This is a genomic window from Tahibacter harae (genome assembly GCF_024437735.1).
GTDB classification, from domain to species: Bacteria; Pseudomonadota; Gammaproteobacteria; order Xanthomonadales; family Rhodanobacteraceae; genus Tahibacter; species Tahibacter harae.
Genome location: NZ_JANFQO010000005.1, coordinates 123010 through 140029, shown reverse-complemented (window position 1 = coordinate 140029; position 17020 = coordinate 123010). Strand labels below are relative to the sequence as shown.

Genomic DNA, 17020 nt, shown 5'->3' with positions numbered 1-17020 from the left:
GCGTGCCACGCCCGGCCGCGGATCGGTTCATTGCCTGCGGCGCAGCTGACTGCGGACAAGGCGGCATCGAAGCCGCCTGCCTCACACTCCGCACTGCCGCAAAAAGGCGACAGCCGGGCTGCCGGGCTGCCGGCAGCACCGCACGCCTCGCCTTTCGAAATCGCAACCCGCGCGAGCCGCCCTCAGCGCGTGGAGGACAGCCGCGGCAGGCTCGCCCGCCGCAGCTCCTGCGCGCCCGGCGGCGGCTGCGAAATCAGCAAGCGTTTTTCACCGGGCGTGACTGCGATACCCAGTGCGGCGATGCCGTCGGTGGGCTGCACCAGCACAGGCGTGGCGCCTGCGACGCCGACGCGGTACAGGCCGAAGTCGCGCCCGCCGGGCTCGCGCAAGGCGTAGACAGCGTCGTTGCCGAGCGTCCAGGCGTAGGTGGTCCAATAGCCCATGTCGTCCAGCCAGGTCTCGCTGCGGCCGTCGTCGGGCGTGCGGCGCACCAGCGCCTGCCGCGCCGCGTCGATATAGAACACGCCGCCGCGGCGGTCGCAGGCAATGGGGCCGGCGGCCAGGCCTTCGGCGATGCGCTGCTCCGCGCCGGTCTCGCGCGACCGCCGCCACAGCACGCGCATCTCGGCACCGCCGCGCACGACGTAATAGATCCAGTGCTCATCCGGCGACAGCGCAACCTGCTCCACATCGCCGTTGGCGCTGTCGACGCGGCGCCAGGCCGGCGCGTCGGTCGCGCTTTCGTACAGGCCGCTGTGGCCATCGGCCTGGCGCATGGGCACGAATACGCGCCGCGCGTCGGCGCTCAGTGCCGGCGTCGCCGAGGGTTCGGCGCCCGGCAAGTCCGGCAGGCGCAGCAGGCGGCCGTCCTCGCGGCCGACATGTACCGCCGTAGGTCCGTCGCGGTCGGACAGAAAGGCCAGCGCCAGGCCATCCTCGGACAGGCGCGGAAACCATTCTGCGCCGCGCGGCGCAGCGAAAGCCTGCACCGGCGCAGCCGCCGGCGCCGCGCCGATCGCGACGCTGACCAGCGCATAGCGGCGCAGACTGTGGGTGTACAACAGCGCATCGCGCGCGGCGACCGGACAGGTTGCGCCGCGCAGGCCGAGGTAGGTCTTCTCGCCCGTCTCCGCATCGACGCGCCACAGCCCGGCGCGTTCGCCGTCGTGCACGCCGATCAGCAGCGCGCTGCCATCCGGCAGCCAGGTATAGCCGTCCAGGCCGAAGGCATCATCGACCAGTTCGCGCCGCTCGCCGCTGCGCAGATCGACCACGGAAAGCCCGCTGTGCGGCTGCGCGCCGCGGCGTATCGCGAGGCGGCGGCCGTCCGGCGCGTAGCGCGCCTGCACGTCGTTCATGCCGGCCACGCGCGGGTAGTCGTAGGCGCGCGCGCTGCCGTCGGCCAGGTCGATGCGGTGCAGGCTCATCACGTTCTCGCCCGGACGCATGCGCGGCGTCAGCAGGAAGCGCCCGTCCGGCGAGAACTCCAGCCATTCGGCGAAACGCGAGCTGCATCCGGCCAGTTCGCGTTCGCTGCCGCTGGCCACCTCGTGCAGGCGGATGCGGCAGGCACCATCGGCGAAATGCTGGTAGGCGATGATGCGGCCGTCGTGCGACACCGCCGGCGCGAACTCGGCACCGCCGGCTAGCGCGCTGACGCGCCGCGGCGTGCCGCTGCCGAAAGGCCGCGTGACCACGCGCACCGTCGCCTCCAGCGGCGAGGCGTACAGCGCGGCACTGGCATCCGGCAGGATGTCGACATAGCCCAGGTATTCGCGACCCGTCGCGACCACCCGCGGCGGCTGCGCCAGACTCGCGCGCAGGGCGGGGGCGGAATAAAGACCGGAAGCCGGCCTCGAAGGAATCAGCAGCCAAGCCAGGATCGCGCCCGCGGCCAGCAGCAAGACGGCGGCGTAGCGCCAGGACCTGCGCGGCCTCGACGCCGATTTTTCCGATACTGGAATTACGGAATCGTTAACATTATCAGGATTGGATAAAGATGCAGAAACGGACGGCTGCCCTGTTGCGGCAGCGTCGCCTGTGCCGGGCGGCAGAACATGATCGGACTGCGCCGCGCAACGCCCGTCCGCGCCGGAAACGCCTTCCGCAGCCGCCGCATCCGTTTCGCCGGCAGCCGCATCCGCCGTCGCGGCCGGCTCCAGCGGCCGGCATGTACAGATCAGCCGGTAGCCCAATTTGGGAATCGTCTCGATAAAGCGCCGCCGCCGCGTATCGTGATCGCCCAGCGCCAGGCGCAGCTCGTTGATCGCCTTGCTGACAACTTCGTCGCCGGTTTCCGCCTGCGCCCATATCGTGGACAGCAGCACATCGCGCGACAGCGGCCTGTCGCCCATGCCGATCAGCGCGCGCAGCACCGCCACCGCCCGCGGCGTCAGCCGCACCTCGCCGCCGCCGGCATGCCGCACGCGCTGCGTGGCCAGATCGACCACCACGTCGCCCAGCATCCATACATCACAAGCGGTCACGCGGGATCTCCGGCAAGTTGGCCCAGTGCGGCAGGCGCGAGCATACGCGCTGGTGTCGCCGCAGCGGCGAAACCAGCCGAGGAACTCGCCGGATGGACAGCACAGGCGCCCCAGTTCCACGCCGCCGCGCACAATGGCTGCAGCCGCCGGCCGGCGAGTCCCGCAAAAGCTTCCACACACTGCCGTCCGGCTCCCGCGAAAACGGCCCTGCGCGAGCATTAGGTCCGGCATGCGGCATGCCAGCTAAGCTCCGGCGCAATGGAACGCGGCCTGCTTCGCGGGCGGATTCTAGCTTGCGGCCGCGGGATCGCCGCAATGTTCCGTGGTTCCGGGCGGAATACATGATCGGGGTATTCCTGCCTGAGCGCCGCGTTTTGCACCCGCATCCGCAACTCCGCAACCAGTTGCTGGGGTTCATACGAGGAACTGCTTCAGAGGCGTGCGGGCCAAGGGCCAATGACGTCAGACTGCCATCAGCTCTGCGCCGGCCTCGCTGAGCGCCGGTTTGTTCCCGCAATAGCCGCGCCAGACTGGCGGAGCGAAGGCTGCCGGCGCCTGGCGCCGCCGACGCGGAAACGGAACCACAGACTCGGGCGCAAATCCTCGAACCCTATGGAAATAACGATCCCGGAAACCCTGGCGTCCGCGCCGGTTCGCCCTGGAATCTGCCCGCCTCATCCAGGAAAATCTCGTGCAGCCGCCATTCATTTCTTGCATTCTCGAGGCTGCGGCCGGCTACAGCCCGGTAGCCGCCTGACACGGCCAAAGTAAAGGTAAGCATGCAACGGCGCTGGGCACTCGCTGCAAAGGAGGTATTTCCAGCTTTCCTGATGCTAGGCCTGACGTCTTTCGGCGGACCGATTGCCCACCTGGCCTACTTCAGGCGCGAGTTCGTGGAACGGCGGCGTTGGCTGAGCGAGCAGGCGTATGCCGAACTGGTCGCGCTGTGTCAGTTCCTGCCTGGCCCATCGAGCAGTCAGGTCGGAATGGCCTTGGGCCTACGCCGTGCCGGTATTCCCGGCGCGCTGGCCGCGTGGTTGGGTTTCACCCTTCCTTCCGCGCTTCTGATGATCGCGGCCGCCTATGGCGTAGCCCGTCTGAGCGGTCTGGCGCATGCGCCGTGGCTGCATGGCCTCAAGCTGGCTGCGGTGGCCATCGTCGCCCATGCCGTGTGGTCGATGGGCCGGCAACTCTGCATCGACGGGTTGCGCTTCGCGATTGCCGCAGGCGCAGCGTGTATCTGCATTGTTTATCCGTCCGCCTGGGCGCAGCTCGGCGCGATCGCGGCCGGAGGCTTGCTCGGCTGGCGCCTGCTGGATGGAACAACGGCGGGCGAAGCCATGCATGAGCGGGCTCCGTATCGACGACGCTGGGCGCTAGGTGCGCTGGGTCTCTTTATGCTGGGCCTGGCAGGTTTGTCGCCCCTCGCCGCCTGGAGCGGCAGCCACGGCGTCGCCGTTTTCGACGGGTTCTATCGCAGCGGCGCGCTGGTTTTCGGGGGCGGACATGTGGTGCTGCCGCTGCTTGACGCCCAAACGGTCGGCCGCGGCTGGCTGGATGCCGATACGTTTCTGGCCGGCTACGGCATTGCCCAGGCGATCCCGGGGCCGTTGTTCACTTTTGCCGCGTTCCTCGGCTACTCGATGACACCGGCGCCGAATGGCTGGACGGGAGCGCTCATTGCGTTGCTGGGCCTGTTCCTGCCGTCCTTTCTGCTGCTGATAGGTGCCTTGCCGTTTTGGGACCGTCTGCGCCGATCCGTCGGCGCGCGCGCAGCTCTGTGCGGCATCAACGCTGCTGTAGTCGGTCTGCTGGCTGCGGCCTTCTACGATCCGGTGATGACCAGTGCCATTCACACTCCGGTGGACGCCCTGATCGCCACACTGGGACTCGCGCTGCTGCTTGCGGGAAATGCGCCGAGCTGGCTGGTGGTGGCGCTTTGCGTTGCTGCTGCGAATCTTCCGAATGTCTTCGGAGCCGTCTGACGCAGCAGGCCCTTCGTTCGGGTCGCAGGTTGTATCGCTGCGCAAGCCAGGTAGCAGACCGGCAACGTTGCCGGTTTGCTCAGATCCAGGCGCAGTGTTGACCCCGATGGCGAGAAGCTTCTACCGGCCTAAGCGGCGATACTTGAGGCGCCAGAGCTTGCCGCCACTCGGGGCGACTTCGAGGTACAGGCCACCACCGTCGAAGAGGCGGAAGAGCTTATCGCCGGGCTTCGTGGCTCGATCGCAGTATCGGTCAGTGCCATTGGGAGCATCGGCCTTCGGGGAAGCTGAGATGCCCCCAGTTTTGCGACTGTCAACGGACAGGATCGGACACCAACGAACGCAAAACGCTGTTGTGGCGCGGTTTCCAAGGGGCTTGGCGGATGCTGGCGAACTTCGCCGGACTACTTCGTGGCCGTGATGCTACCGAATCAACGCACCAACTATCTGTTCTATAAGAATATTTCTGACATGCCCCAGTAAAGTTGCCCCCAAAGCTGCCCCCAAAACGACTCGCCTGGGTAGCGGAAGACCGGCCGCTAGAAGCGGAACAGCTCTGCGGGGTCAACTTCTAGGGTGTCCGCAATCTTGCAGATGTTCAGCAAGGCAACGTTGCGCTGCCCGCGCTCAATGCCGCCGAGATAGCTTCGCGCGATACCGCTTTCCAGCGCAAGGCGCTCTTGAGACCAGCCTCGCTCTTTTCGAAGCGAAGCCAGCCTTCGCCCGAACAGTTTTCGAGGGTCTTCCTGCATCGGCCGATGCTAGGAAGGGGGCCACTATCGTTCGACGCTCTATGAGTGACAATCACATCGTCCGAAGCTAGAGTCTTGCCGCGAGTTCAAAAGGGAGACTTATGGGCCCGGTGATCGTTGGCGAGATTCTCGGCTGTTTCGCCGTTTGCTTGGCCGGCGCGCTTCTGGCGGTGCTTGTCGGAAGAAACAGCCGCACCCCACTCATTCCACATGCGATAGGCATGGTTGGCGCGCTTGCCCTCGCCGGCATGTCGTCTTACAACGACATGAGCGTGTTGTATCGCTCCGTATTCGCAACCGCGCTCGTTTGCATAGTCCTGCAATGCAGCTACCGCCGTGCAATCAAAGCGCCTCCCAGCGGGTACGCGCGCCTGTACGCGATACTACTCGGGGCTCTCGTAGTTTTCGCTATTGGCGCCGTCTTGGTAGACGAAAGGGACTCGTCTGACGTAGCCGCCGTGTTCGGGACCATCCTTTGGCTAATCTTTGTCGTCCGCTTCCTCGCGACCTGGGTTTGGCGCGGATTCTTCCCAGCGTCATCCACGAGCCAGCGCCCCCACGTCGACAGCGCCAAATCGACTGAGTAATCGCCGACTGTCACTCAATCACGCAGCGAGCCGAAGCTGGTAGTACGACCACTCGCAATCCTCAAGGACGGCTTGCGTCGCTGCGTAGTTGTCGGGCTGCGGATTCAGCCACGTGTCTAGGTTCGCACATCGGATCGGAACAATGCGCCTGTTGTGACCTGCCGCGGCCACCTCCAGCGGAGGCTCGTCAGTGAAGAGTGCGAACGAATCCAACACCTCGCCATCCCACCCCTCCAGTGCGACCAGATGCGGGCAGCAATCACGTCCTCCATTCCCTACGGGTCGAATTCCATTTCCTGCTTGCACGGCTGGCGTAGCTGACGGCATGTACAGAAAATCCGCACAGCTACAATGACACTCCCGCTTCGTTTTCAACTCGCAAGCCGTCCATACAAGCTCCGGCTTGCCTTGGCTAAGCAAGTACATTCTTTGACGAGAGAGTCTTCAATGCCAGCGCTATACTGAACATCACCGCGTTGAGCCATCCGATTCTTGAGCGACAGCGCTTTGCAATCGCGAAACAGCAGATATAAGCACACGGCCGTTGCGTTCAGTGCCGGTCACCGCGATGCGAACGCCTTCAGTTAACAGTTCCAGCATTTCATCTAGCAACTCTTCGTCGAACGTAGCTTTCAAGTCAGTAGCATTCTCCGTTTCGCGAAGTATGAAGGTCAGATTGTCTCTATCGACTTCGCCTACGCGACCGACGTATCTCACAACTTGTTCTGAATCCACAGACTTGAGTTCTCGACGAACCCGGCGCCCCGAGTTTCGATCAAGGACAAAGCGACGGTTCGACATCCAAGCACCCGAAACCTGCACCTCGTCGATTGCACCGCCGGCCGGGGGGGTCAACAGCAAGACGGCTCGCAATACGGCCTCTCGCTCTGAATTGTCGCCTGACTTAAAGTCTCCGTCGCCCTCGCTCGCCCAAAGCAACCCACTCTCAAGCTTTGCTATCGCAAGCCTCACATCCCCGTCGCTTAACCCATCGCCGACGGGAGCGCCGAAGCTGACTTCAAAACTAGCGAATTGAAATGATCGGACCGGCAAATCGTATCGCGACCTGTGACCTTCGGTCGGACGTCCGCCGGTTGGCATTGCCAGCTGGTAATCGAGTACGGCCTTTACCGCGCGGCGCGTAGCGTCAGCAACGAATGCGACGACGCTAGCAGGCATTTGCCCGGGTATCACGTTCGTCCCAACGGCTCTTGTACTCAGAACAGGAACCATGTCATGGCGAAGTGGTGTGCCCGAGATCGGTAGGTATTGCTCCACATCGCTGACCGAAACCGGCCAGGCTCCGCCATCTGAAGATTCTCGATGCAACATCAGCCACGATGCGGTCAAAGCGTCGCGTACGTACACATTGCCGAGCTCTAGCGAACTGAGGATCCCGTGAGTTGTGGGAGATAAGAGCGTGAGCGTCGAATCTCGATCCTCAAAAACCACAAGCGCGAGCAGAAGCTGACCTTGCTCCGTCTCGGTGGAGAAAATGATAGGCGCCTCTGCTTCGTATAGGACATGTCGTATAGTCAACCGATCCGGCAGAATACCTGCGGGAATGCGCGGACGTTTGAAAATATCGAGGTTCACGACACGACCGAAAACAGTGGAACCGGATCGAAACCGCTATACACCCACCAAGTCTGGTGCCCCGCGTTGTTGGGTGCGGTTATCTTGCCCGAACTCACATCTAGCGTGGCCCGCGCAACAAACTTTCCCAAATGAGGGCTCAAAGCCATTCGATGCCGAGCTCCTTCAATTGAGCTGTAAACTGACAATCCACGCCGGTTGCATTCATTTGCGGTCTTCGCAGTTCCCAAATCAAAGTGGCTCACGAAATCCGTCGCGGCAACATTCTCGGTGTGTAAGATCCTGAAAACCGTCCCTCCACCGTCAGCTGCAGTCGATGGTGGGCAAGTGTTGGGATAATGGCTAGGGAATGAGCTCATTGATATAGCGTATCCCAAAACTGGATAAGTTTGCGGACACCGCGCCGCCTACAGCGGCCGAGAATCCGTGCAAGTGCCCTTAACCGTAGGGACTCTGTACTCAGCACGCGCTTGCGTAGCATGATCAGAGAACGAAAACAATGCCGCCACAAGAGGGCATTTGTTTCCAAATTAGCAACAATAGCTCCGCGGCAAGTGCGACTAGCCGGCCGCAACCATTCGAGGACTTCCGAGCGCATCCGGTTACGCTTCCCTAAACTGGATCAAGTTGAGCAGGGCCGATCGCCCCCCCCGGGCGGTTTTTGGGCCGGTACTTAAACCCTCATGCCATTTACAGCGTTTCCGGCCCGGGATCTTTCCCCCTGGCAGGGCGTTCCTAGCTGCGTACGCGCTCCGCAAGGAACTCGGCTGGCTGGTCTTCGCATATGCGCCTCCCGAAGTCATTTGCGCGTGAGGGGCGCATTGGTTGGTCCGCCAAACGGACATTGACCTAACGGACGGTTTCCGCCTGACGCTGCAGCAGCTGCTGAATGGCCGCCCTGGTGAAAATGACGCCGCAATGCGGGCAGGTGATGACCATGCATTCCTCGGGGGAGGGTGCACAAGCTCTGCCGCGGCACGGCCGAACCCCTCCGCCAGAGTGGCGGGGGAAGGGATCAGGGGAAGATCACGCAGGAAACAGTGCTACTGGACGGCGCGCAGCCTGGACGGCCGCGTGGTATACATTGCACCACCAAAGCTACCGCGGGGGGCGGTATGGACGACTTCATGTTTCCGCAAGCAATTAGAGCCGATGTTCCCGACTCGGAACATAGACTAGAGTTCTTTCGCTATAGCGAGCTTAGTCGTTGGCTAAAGAAGGAAGTAGATGCATGGTCACCAATCCTTGAGAACACGAAGGATACCAGGCGCCACTACTCTGAAGCTCGTCGAATGCTAGCCCAGCCCTTGAATGCTAGTGAGTTCCTTGAACGCATGAAGCTTGTCGTTGAAGAGAACAAAAAATGGAACAACGACGAGCCGACACTTAACGCGGGAATTGCTCGAATCACTAAGATGTTTCGAGATATCGAGAACGGCGACCAACTCTGTCTACAGAGTCCGCAGTCCAGTCGCGTCCTTCAGATTGCTCGCACCGACCCATCTGCAGCAATGCTGTTCGCAGCACTGAACATGCGGGGGGCTAGAAATGACCTAAACCCTGCCTCGCTTGGCAACGTATTTCCTGACGTCCTTCTCGACGCAATTATTTGTGCAGTCCCAGCCAGTGCTGACGTAGATGTCGAGAATTTGAAAGCCCTGCTCCGGAGCGCGCGAATTGAAGCGGATGAGCAACTCCGGATCACTGAAGTTAGAAACGAGCTGCTTCACGATCAACAAAGAGCTGTTTTCGACGGCAATATCGGCTCTCTCGAAAAACTAAAGGAAGAATTCGCTGCCGAACAACTACGTTGCAAGAATGATTTGGATGGATTCCGAAGGCACTATTCAAATAGTTTGGCTTTAAGTGCGCCAGCTTCCTACTGGAAAAAGAAGAAAACCAGGCATCTGCGCATCGCGTCCCTATCTGCGTTAGGGTTCTTGATTCTGGCCGGCGTGGGACTGTATTTGCTGCTCTTCTTTGGAATCCCAGAACTTATGAAATTGGGCGCCGGCTCTGATCACACAACTATTGCTGCTGCAGCGTCGACTGCAACTACAAGTGACAAGTCTGCGCCTTTCGCTTATCTGAAATTGTCGGCGATTCTAGCGCCAACGTTCATTTTCATATGGCTGCTTCGCATCCTCGGCCGACTGCTCGGCACGCATCTGGCTCTGATGGAAGATGCAGAGGAACGGGTAACCATGGTTACGACTTTCTTGGCTTTTTCTGGGAGTGAGCATGGCGACAAGCTTGTGACAGACGCTGACCGCCTGCTTGTGCTAACTGCGCTATTTCGGCCGTCAGCGATCACAGCAGCAGACGACTCGCCAACCGCCACGGTTTCCGATGTCTTGTCCAAACTCAAGCCTTGACTTCACTCGCTCAGCGCCTAAGAAGGACCAACGCACGCCAGCGTACAGACGGATTCCCGCGCCCTGCGCTAGGCTGTAGCTGCACCCTTCGGAGGCCGCATGCCCTGGCGCTATGACGTGTTCGTGACCCCGGTTGCCGGCCGCTGGCGCGTGTCGGTGCTGGACGCTGCTGCGGCTGTGCTTGAGCGCGTGTGCGACCTAGCCGACCACGAAGCGGCCCTGCAGTTCGCCCGCAGCCTCGCCGAGGATATGGTCAGTCTCGGCGACCAGGTAACGCTGCACTCGACCTGACGCGCAGTCAGCGGCCGGCTCAATTTCGCGCCCGCTGATTCGCAACGGAAGCACACAGAATTTGGGTGTTTCGTACTGGCGGAACATCGGAGCAGAGCTGCCCAGATGTTCCGGCGCCCACCTGTGACTCATCAGCTGCCCCCCCCCCTGCGCATCAGCAGCGCGAGCTGAGGCTGAACGCACCGATTGCGGCCAAGCGCTCACAGCGCAGCGCCATCGCGGCTGAGCGCACTGTCGGTGCCACCCACCACGCTGAGCTTCGGGCCAGCCGGCTGTGCCGGTGCATACTCATGCGCAAGCTGCGCAAGTGCGGGCGAAGAACCGCAGCCCGCGGCGACTAGCTGTTCCTGGACAAGCTCCGCGGCGCGGCGTAGGCGCGCAACGCGGGCGCCGGCAAGCGGTAGGTTTTCCAGCACCGCTATGTCCTCGACGTCGGCCACGAGCCTGAGGACCTCGGTCAGACTAACAACATCCTTCTTCAGGCTGGTCACCACGCGCAGCAGCGCCTGGATTCGCCGTCCGAAATTGAACCAAGTTTTGCAACGACTTCCGCTTGCCCGCTTCGGTCCGCGGTCCCGTACTGAGGCCGCCATGCCACTTGCACCGCTTGCGCCCTGGAATCTTCCCTCCTTGGCAAGGAGTGCCCCGTCGCGTATGTGCGCCACAAGGCGGCCGGCTGGATCTTCTCTGCATCACTCGCCCTCCGAAGTCATTCGCGCATCCGCGCGCTGGGGGTGGTGGTGGTTTGAGCGTTTGTAGACCCAATGCTCAATTGCATCTCCCTGATAGCGGCTTGGTAGATTGTAAGAAGGGCTACGGAATGCGTACTGGAGATAGCGGCAATTAGCGTCCCTGTCCATTCGACATCCGTACTGATTTGAGGCTTCGACATCCGCCAGCAGTACGAGATACGTACTGGCGCTAGACGGAATACGTAGTGGACGATTGTTTTCGTCGCGGCCTTTTGAATTCGGGCACTGCCACCTTCCAGTCGTGGCTAGCTACACTGGACGGCGGTAAATCCAGGCTCTTGCTACTCTCGTCGATTGGAAGCCAGCTGAGCGCGTACAGGTTTGGCGCTGGGAAATATCCTTGGCGAGTGAGCAGCAACAAGCCGTAGTGACGCAGCTCCCGCACAGCCCAAGTAACGGTCTCGGGCGAGTTCCAACCCCGATGTCGTAGTACCCCCAGCGCAGCAGTCAAGTCGCCGTTGTTCCGACCGTTATACTGTCGAGCAATATCCATCAGCAGCTTAATTGCAGTACCGCTGCAATTCCGCCAGTTTTCAGAATCTTGGACGACGTGAAGCAAGCGCGTAAAAGTGAATCCCTCTCGGCGCCCGCGCGACCTTTGAAAACTTCGGGATTTCAATCTAAGCCCCGCGTGGCGGCGCGCAGCAGCAAAGTTTCGGCATCCGCCAAGCAATCGCAAGCGGCGATCAATTCCGGCGAGGGGTTCCCGCAATCGTTTGCCATGATATCGATGAGGGCCAATGTGGGAGTGATTAGCCCCAAAAGCGTCTCAGCAACTTCAGCGGTCGCACTGTCGCTGACTATTCCGGACATTGGCGCTGCATTCCGCAACTTGGTCGCCCGTTGGGCGGGCCGGACTGCTGCGGAAGTCACGGGTATGCTCCTGGCTGAGCAGCTGAAACTAGTGCCCGAATGTCCTCCACCCGCCACGCGGTTATGCGGGGACCGAGTGCGTGAGTCGGTTTCGGAAATTTTCCGGAGCGCACTCCCAGCCACCAAGTCGATTTGCTGACGGGAATGATTGGCGGAATTGCCGGGCTGGACGGGGATGCTCGCCGGCCAATGATCTGAGAAAGACGAAGAAACCCGGTTTCGGGCAAAGTCGGACTGCTGTGCATTGCGTAGCTCCTCGTTGAACGACGCCACCCTAACGAGGTGCCCGCGTTTCCGCGAGGATTGATATGCGGGTTATTCGTCCGCGCTTGGCGGTCGCCGACGAGCCTTGCGCATCATTCTCAGGATGCTGTCAGCGTCCGGCTTGCCGCCCAGTTGCGCGCTCACAGCCTCCGCGGCCCCAATTGGCGTTTGCCCTGCACGGACTAGCTGGTCATAGGTGATCTGAATGCGGAATAGACGAAATGCGGACTTCTTTCGGCTGGCGAAATTTCCGGCACGCTTTTTCGGCTTTCCTAGAAAGGCTTCCTCCAGCGTCAAGCTCCCGGCTGCCGCTACATAGGCATGCCAGCAGTCGCTAAGCACAATCAACAGTTCCGGTGGCGGATAGAACCCACCCTCAATGAAGTAGAAGAGCGTGGACAATGGGGTTTCTGATAGCCGCTGTAGCTCTGAACCGCGCTGAATACTGGTTCGACCGTCATACTGATAGCATTCTTCCAGCTTTTCCCATGCGCATGCTAGTGAAGCTGGCACCGGATAATTGCCGGATTCAGGCGCGATGAGGAATTCATGCCAGTCCACAAGCCTTCGGACTTGATCGACTAACGACGGCGCTGTGGTACCGAGGGGGTATTTCGGAGGCCGCTTCTGATCCTCGGACATAGTTCTTCGGCCTAGCGCGCGGTGCGGTTTCGCAGCCCGTCGAGATAGTCTGCCCAGGCTTGCATCATCTTCCGTCGCCCCGATAGATGCGCGGTACGGTTGTAAGCTCTGCCGTTTGCGTCTTTCACAGCATGAGCGAGCTGGTGCTCAATCCAATCAACCCGGAACCCCAAGACTTCATCAAGGATTGTGCGCGCCGTCGCACGGAAGCCGTGACCCGTCATTTCGTCGGATCCTATTCCCAGACTGCGCATTGCCATCAACACGCCATTCTCGGACATTGGCCGGCTGCCGCCGCGCGCAGTCGCGAAGACATACTTGCCTCGCCCCGTCAGGCCTTGTAGCTCGCGAAGCACCTCTACAGCCTGGGTTGCTAGAGGCACGATATGGGCGGAATTGGTCTTGCTAGTCGTAAAGCGCCATTCAGCCGCGCATAGGTCCACGTGCGCCCACTCCATGGTTCGTAACTCGCCAGGACGCACGAATAGCAAAGGTGCAAGCTTGAGGGCGGCCCGAACGACCGGGCCGCCAGCGTAGCCGTGTAGAGCCGTCAGCAGCGCCGGTAGCGCGTTAGGGTCGGTGACAGCAGCGAAGTGCTTTTGGCGCACGGAGGGCAGCGCGCCGCGAAGGTCGCTCACCGGATCTCGATTCGCCCGCGCCGTAGCCACGGCGTATCGGAAAACTTGTCCGCAGGCCTGCTGCACCCGATGGGCAGTCGAGATTACGCCCCTGCCCTGAAGCTTCTGCGAAACGGCCAAGACCTCGGACGCGGTGATGGTGGCAATCGGTCGCTTGCCAATGGCGGGAAATGCGTACAGCTCCAGGCGCGAGGTCATCTTTTCTAGGTGGGACGGCACCCATTCTTTGGCCTTCAGCGTAAGCCATTCGCGCGCCAACGCTTCAAACGTGTTTGCCGCCTCATCAGCCCCAGCCAACCGAGCAGCTTTGCGCGCGTCGCTTGGGTCGGTGCCAGCTGCGACCAACTTGCGCGCCTCATCGCGCCGCGCTCGCGCATCCTTTAGCCCTACCTCCGGGTAGACCCCAAGGGAAAGCCGTTTTTCCTTTCCCAGAAGCCGATACTTCAGGCGCCACCACTTACCCCCGCTGGGGGCAACTTCAAGGTACAGGCCGCCTTCGTCGAACAAGCGGATCGGCTTGCCAGCCGGTTTGGCAGCGCGGATTGCGGAGTCGGTAAGCGCCATTGGGGGCAACTGCTTTGGCGACAAGTGGAGTTGCCCCCAAAGCTGCCCCCAGTTGCCCCCGGATGTCAATGGACAAGATTGGACATTGCCGGAGTAACTTTGGCGCTACGAGCCGGTTTTAACTGAAGTTTCTGGATTTCGGCGGACGTTGCCGGACTAGTATGTGGTGGGCCGTGATGGACTCGAACCATCGACCAACGGATTAAAAGTCCGCTGCTCTACCAACTGAGCTAACGGCCCACAGGAGGTGCTGCGTGGCGTCGGCTTGGGGCCGGCGCGCGAGGGAGGCGAAGTTTAGGGCCTGGGCGTGGGCTAAACAAGCCTGGATGGACAACCACTTGCGCCGACGGCCGAGGCGCTGCTGGCCTGTACGGGCCGTATGTCGATTCTGGCGGGGTGGAGTGCTGGCGGCGCGCGGCCTCGAGGCAAATGCGAGGAAGGTCGAGGGAGCGGGATCCCCCTCCGAAGACGATGGCCGGTGGAGCGGGCGGCAGCAGGACGACAAGCAAGGAGTACCGTGCGTCCAATGTCGCTGCGCCGGATGGAAATGCCGGATTCAGGCGGGCCTGCTCGCGCGGGAGCTTCTGCTTGCGGGCGGCGGACGCTGAGTAAAGGCCTGTCTCTCACCGATGCGGCCTGTCTCCCATTGATACATGTCGCCGCTCATCGACCGGGTCTGGCTCTCATTGATGCAAGCAGCCTCTCACAGATACGGCCTGCCTGCCTCTCACTGATACGGGCCGCCTCCCCGATACGGCCCACCTCTCACCGATACCGCGTCGGATCCACCAGCCCCGCCTCGCGAAACCCTTCCGCGCGCAGGCGGCAGGCGTCGCAGTGGGCGCAGGCGCGGCCTTTTTCGTCGGCCTGGTAGCAGGAGACGGTGGCGGCGAAGTCGACGCCGAGGCGCTGGCCCTCGCGGGCGATGTCGGCCTTGCTCAGGCGCATCAGCGGGGCATGGATGCGGATGCCGGCACCTTCGACGCCGGCCTTGGTGGCGACGTTGGCAAGTTGCTGGAAGCTGTCGATGAAGGCGGGACGGCAGTCGGGGTAGCCGGAGTAATCCACGGCGTTGACGCCGCAGAAGATGTCGGCGGCACCCAGCACTTCGGCCCAGCCCAGGGCGATGGACAGCATGATGGTGTTGCGCGCGGGCACGTAGGTGACGGGGATGCCGGCGCCGCCCTGTTCGGGGACGTCGATCTCGTCGGTGAGGGCCGAGCCGCCGATGCTGCGCAGGTCCACCGTGACAGTCTTGTGCGCGGCGGCGCCGAGCATGGCGCAGACGCGGTCGGAGGCATCGAGTTCCGACACATGGCGCTGGCCGTAGGCAACGCTGAGCGCGTGGCAGGCGAAGCCCTGTTCGCGGGCGATGGCGAGGACGACGGCGGAGTCCATGCCGCCGGAGACGAGTACGACTGCGGGTTTGCTCATTCGGTAGTGCCTTGGTTGCTACGGGGTCGCGCGGCGCGATGGGGGACTCTGCGGATTTCCCACGGGCCGGCCCGGCAGGAAACTAATGTCCGGGCTCATCGCCCCACAGCAGCTTGTGCAGCTGCAATTGCATGCGCACCGGCAGGCGGTCGGCAAGTATCCATTCGGCCAGTTCGCGCGGCTTGAGGCTGGCGTGCACCGGCGAGAACAGCACTTGGCAGCGCGCCGCCAGCGCGTGTTCGCGCAGCACGCCGCAGGCCCAGTCGTAGTCGGCGCGGCCGGCCAGGACGAATTTGATCTGGTCGTGGGCGCGCAGATGTTCAAGGTTGGACCAGCGGTTGCGTCCGGCCTCGCCCGAATCGGGCGCCTTGAGGTCCATCACCTTGCGCACGCGCGGATCGACCGCGGCCACGTCCAATGCGCCGGAGGTTTCCAGCGACACTTCGTAGCCGGCATCGCAGAGCCGGCGCAGCAGGATCAGGCAGCGTTTCTGCGACAGCGGCTCGCCGCCGGTGACGCAGACATGTCGTGCACCGTGGCTGGCGACCTCGGCCAGGATGGCATCGATGGAGCGCCACTCGCCGCCGTGGAAGGAATACGTCGTGTCGCACCAGGTGCAGCGCAGCGGGCAGCCGGTCAGGCGCACGAATACGGTAGGCCAGCCCACCGCGTCGGCTTCGCCCTGGATGGAGTGGAAGATCTCGGTGATGCGCAGACGCTCGGGCACGGCGGCCGGCGCAGTCGCCCGCTCCGGAGCCGGAACGGGCGCGTTGCTGACGGTGGCGGGAGGGGCAGCTTCAGCCGACATGGCCGCAGCCGCCGGTCCGGGTCCTGGCGCTCAGTGCGCGCCTTCGGACTGCAGTGCGCGCAGCCGGCCCTGGGCCAGGCGCGCGACCACGGTATCCGGATACTTCTGCACCACCCGGGTCAGGGTGGCCTTGGCCGGTTCCCACTGCTTCAGTTCGTACTGGCAGTAACCGGTCTTGAGCATGGCGTCCGGGGCCTTGGTGCTGTCCGGATAGTTCTTCAGCAGGGTCTGGAAGGTTTCCAGCGAGACGCGGTAGTTCTGCGTCACGTAGTAGGACTCGCCCAGCCAGTAGTAGGCGTTGCCGGCCAGTTCGCTGGACGGATAGGCGTCGATGAAGGCCTGGAAGCGGCGCGCGGATTCGGCATAGCGGCCGTCGCGCAGCGCAGCGAAGGCTTCGTCGTAGCTGGCTTTTTCCGCCGCCGGGTCGAAACGCGTGGCGGACGGCGCCGCCGCAGCAGCAGGCGGGGTTGCCGCGGCAGCCGCCGCAGCGGCGGGCGCGGCGGCCGCAGGGGCCGCAGGGGCCGCGCTGCCCAGGTCCAGCGCCGGGTCGGTGGACGGCGGCGGGACATTGCCGGTCGCGCCGTTGGGCGCGCCCAGCTGGATATCCTGGAGTTGACCATTGTTGGCCGGGCTGCTGGCCGGCGCGGCTGCACCGCCACCGCCTTCGAGGCGGCCGACGCGGGAGTCGAGGTCTATGTACTGCTGCTTGTTGCGCTCTTTCTGCTCGTCGAGCTGATGGCGCAGCTGCTCGACCAGGCCGTTGAGCTGCTGGACTTCGGTCTGCAGCGCCTGGATCTGGTTGACCAGATCGACCGTGCCCTGGCCGGCCTGTGCCTGGGCTTCGAGAGCGGCGACGCGCTCGGCGAGACTGAGGCGTTCAGCGGCGGCCGGCATGGAAACAGTCGCGGCGGCCAAAGCCGCCGCGACCGTGATGCGGGCACCGAGGGTGTTCGTGAACACTCGCATCGGATTC

General features: G+C 62.8%; 14 protein-coding genes and 1 tRNA gene. 3 read left to right on the top strand and 12 right to left on the bottom strand.

The window, feature by feature from the left end; translation table 11 throughout:
- Window positions 1-182: 182 nt before the first annotated feature.
- Entirely contained in the window at window positions 183-2486 is a 2304-nt protein-coding gene (locus tag NM961_RS07040) for a winged helix-turn-helix domain-containing protein (protein ID WP_255913209.1), read from the bottom strand.
- 779 nt (window positions 2487-3265) lie between these two features.
- On the opposite strand from NM961_RS07040, the gene chrA reads away from it, so the two are divergent.
- On the top strand, window positions 3266-4471 hold the full coding sequence (chrA, locus tag NM961_RS07035; protein WP_255913208.1) for a chromate efflux transporter: 1206 nt from the start codon (window positions 3266-3268) through the stop codon (window positions 4469-4471).
- A gap of 120 nt (window positions 4472-4591) precedes the next feature.
- Here chrA and NM961_RS24140 read toward each other — a convergent pair whose 3' ends face one another.
- The 3 genes from NM961_RS24140 to NM961_RS07025 all read right to left on the bottom strand — a co-directional run bounded on the left by NM961_RS24140 (window position 4592) and on the right by NM961_RS07025 (window position 7406).
- Window positions 4592-4765, bottom strand: coding sequence for an Arm DNA-binding domain-containing protein (locus NM961_RS24140; protein ID WP_343231907.1), 174 nt, complete (start codon window positions 4763-4765; stop codon window positions 4592-4594).
- Between the two features lie 245 nt (window positions 4766-5010).
- Entirely contained in the window at window positions 5011-5223 is a 213-nt protein-coding gene (locus tag NM961_RS07030) for a helix-turn-helix domain-containing protein (protein WP_255913207.1), read from the bottom strand.
- A gap of 1055 nt (window positions 5224-6278) precedes the next feature.
- On the bottom strand, window positions 6279-7406 hold the full coding sequence (locus NM961_RS07025; protein ID WP_255913206.1) for a hypothetical protein: 1128 nt from the start codon (window positions 7404-7406) through the stop codon (window positions 6279-6281).
- Between the two features lie 1115 nt (window positions 7407-8521).
- Here NM961_RS07025 and NM961_RS07020 point away from each other — a divergent pair.
- Both NM961_RS07020 and NM961_RS07015 read left to right on the top strand, forming a co-directional pair.
- Complete coding sequence (locus NM961_RS07020) at window positions 8522-9781, top strand: DUF6161 domain-containing protein (RefSeq protein WP_255913205.1); 1260 nt, start codon at window positions 8522-8524, stop codon at window positions 9779-9781.
- Between the two features lie 99 nt (window positions 9782-9880).
- Window positions 9881-10072, top strand: coding sequence for a hypothetical protein (locus NM961_RS07015; protein WP_255913204.1), 192 nt, complete (start codon window positions 9881-9883; stop codon window positions 10070-10072).
- A gap of 200 nt (window positions 10073-10272) precedes the next feature.
- Here NM961_RS07015 and NM961_RS07010 read toward each other — a convergent pair whose 3' ends face one another.
- From NM961_RS07010 to ybgF, 8 genes are all read right to left on the bottom strand, one after another.
- The gene (locus NM961_RS07010) at window positions 10273-10566 is read right to left on the bottom strand and encodes a hypothetical protein (RefSeq protein WP_255913203.1); all 294 of its coding nucleotides are present in this window, start codon (window positions 10564-10566) and stop codon (window positions 10273-10275) included.
- Window positions 10535-10765 (bottom strand): HGGxSTG domain-containing protein, encoded by a 231-nt coding sequence (locus tag NM961_RS24285; protein ID WP_369334892.1) that lies wholly within the window; start codon window positions 10763-10765, stop codon window positions 10535-10537. The genes NM961_RS07010 and NM961_RS24285 overlap by 32 nt, the downstream gene beginning before the upstream one ends.
- Window positions 10766-12012: 1247 nt before the next feature.
- Window positions 12013-12522, bottom strand: coding sequence for a hypothetical protein (locus tag NM961_RS07005; RefSeq protein ID WP_255913202.1), 510 nt, complete (start codon window positions 12520-12522; stop codon window positions 12013-12015).
- Window positions 12523-12614: 92 nt separating this feature from the next.
- Entirely contained in the window at window positions 12615-13805 is a 1191-nt protein-coding gene (locus NM961_RS07000) for a tyrosine-type recombinase/integrase (protein WP_255913201.1), read from the bottom strand.
- 164 nt (window positions 13806-13969) lie between these two features.
- Window positions 13970-14045, bottom strand: a tRNA-Lys gene (locus NM961_RS06995).
- A gap of 525 nt (window positions 14046-14570) precedes the next feature.
- The gene (gene queC, locus NM961_RS06990; protein WP_255913200.1) at window positions 14571-15239 is read right to left on the bottom strand and encodes a 7-cyano-7-deazaguanine synthase QueC; all 669 of its coding nucleotides are present in this window, start codon (window positions 15237-15239) and stop codon (window positions 14571-14573) included.
- 82 nt (window positions 15240-15321) lie between these two features.
- Window positions 15322-16047 carry a 7-carboxy-7-deazaguanine synthase QueE gene (gene queE / locus NM961_RS06985; protein ID WP_255913199.1) on the bottom strand — a complete coding sequence of 242 codons (726 nt, stop codon included), beginning with the start codon at window positions 16045-16047 and terminating at the stop codon, window positions 15322-15324.
- 30 nt (window positions 16048-16077) lie between these two features.
- Window positions 16078-17007 carry a tol-pal system protein YbgF gene (gene ybgF / locus NM961_RS06980; RefSeq protein ID WP_439334201.1) on the bottom strand — a complete coding sequence of 310 codons (930 nt, stop codon included), beginning with the start codon at window positions 17005-17007 and terminating at the stop codon, window positions 16078-16080.
- Window positions 17008-17020: the final 13 nt, after the last annotated feature.

Excerpts from the sequence above, each read along its gene's own strand:
- NM961_RS07020 (WP_255913205.1), top strand. The coding sequence starts at position 8,522 with ATGGACGACTTCATGTTTCCGCAAGCAATTAGAGCCGATGTTCCCGAC.
- chrA (WP_255913208.1), top strand. The coding sequence starts at position 3,266 with ATGCAACGGCGCTGGGCACTCGCTGCAAAGGAGGTATTTCCAGCTTTC.
- NM961_RS07030 (WP_255913207.1), bottom strand. The coding sequence starts at position 5,223 with ATGCAGGAAGACCCTCGAAAACTGTTCGGGCGAAGGCTGGCTTCGCTT.
- NM961_RS07015 (WP_255913204.1), top strand. The coding sequence starts at position 9,881 with ATGCCCTGGCGCTATGACGTGTTCGTGACCCCGGTTGCCGGCCGCTGG.
- NM961_RS24285 (WP_369334892.1), bottom strand. The coding sequence starts at position 10,765 with ATGCAGAGAAGATCCAGCCGGCCGCCTTGTGGCGCACATACGCGACGG.
- queC (WP_255913200.1), bottom strand. The coding sequence starts at position 15,239 with ATGAGCAAACCCGCAGTCGTACTCGTCTCCGGCGGCATGGACTCCGCC.
- NM961_RS07000 (WP_255913201.1), bottom strand. The coding sequence starts at position 13,805 with ATGGCGCTTACCGACTCCGCAATCCGCGCTGCCAAACCGGCTGGCAAG.
- queE (WP_255913199.1), bottom strand. The coding sequence starts at position 16,047 with ATGTCGGCTGAAGCTGCCCCTCCCGCCACCGTCAGCAACGCGCCCGTT.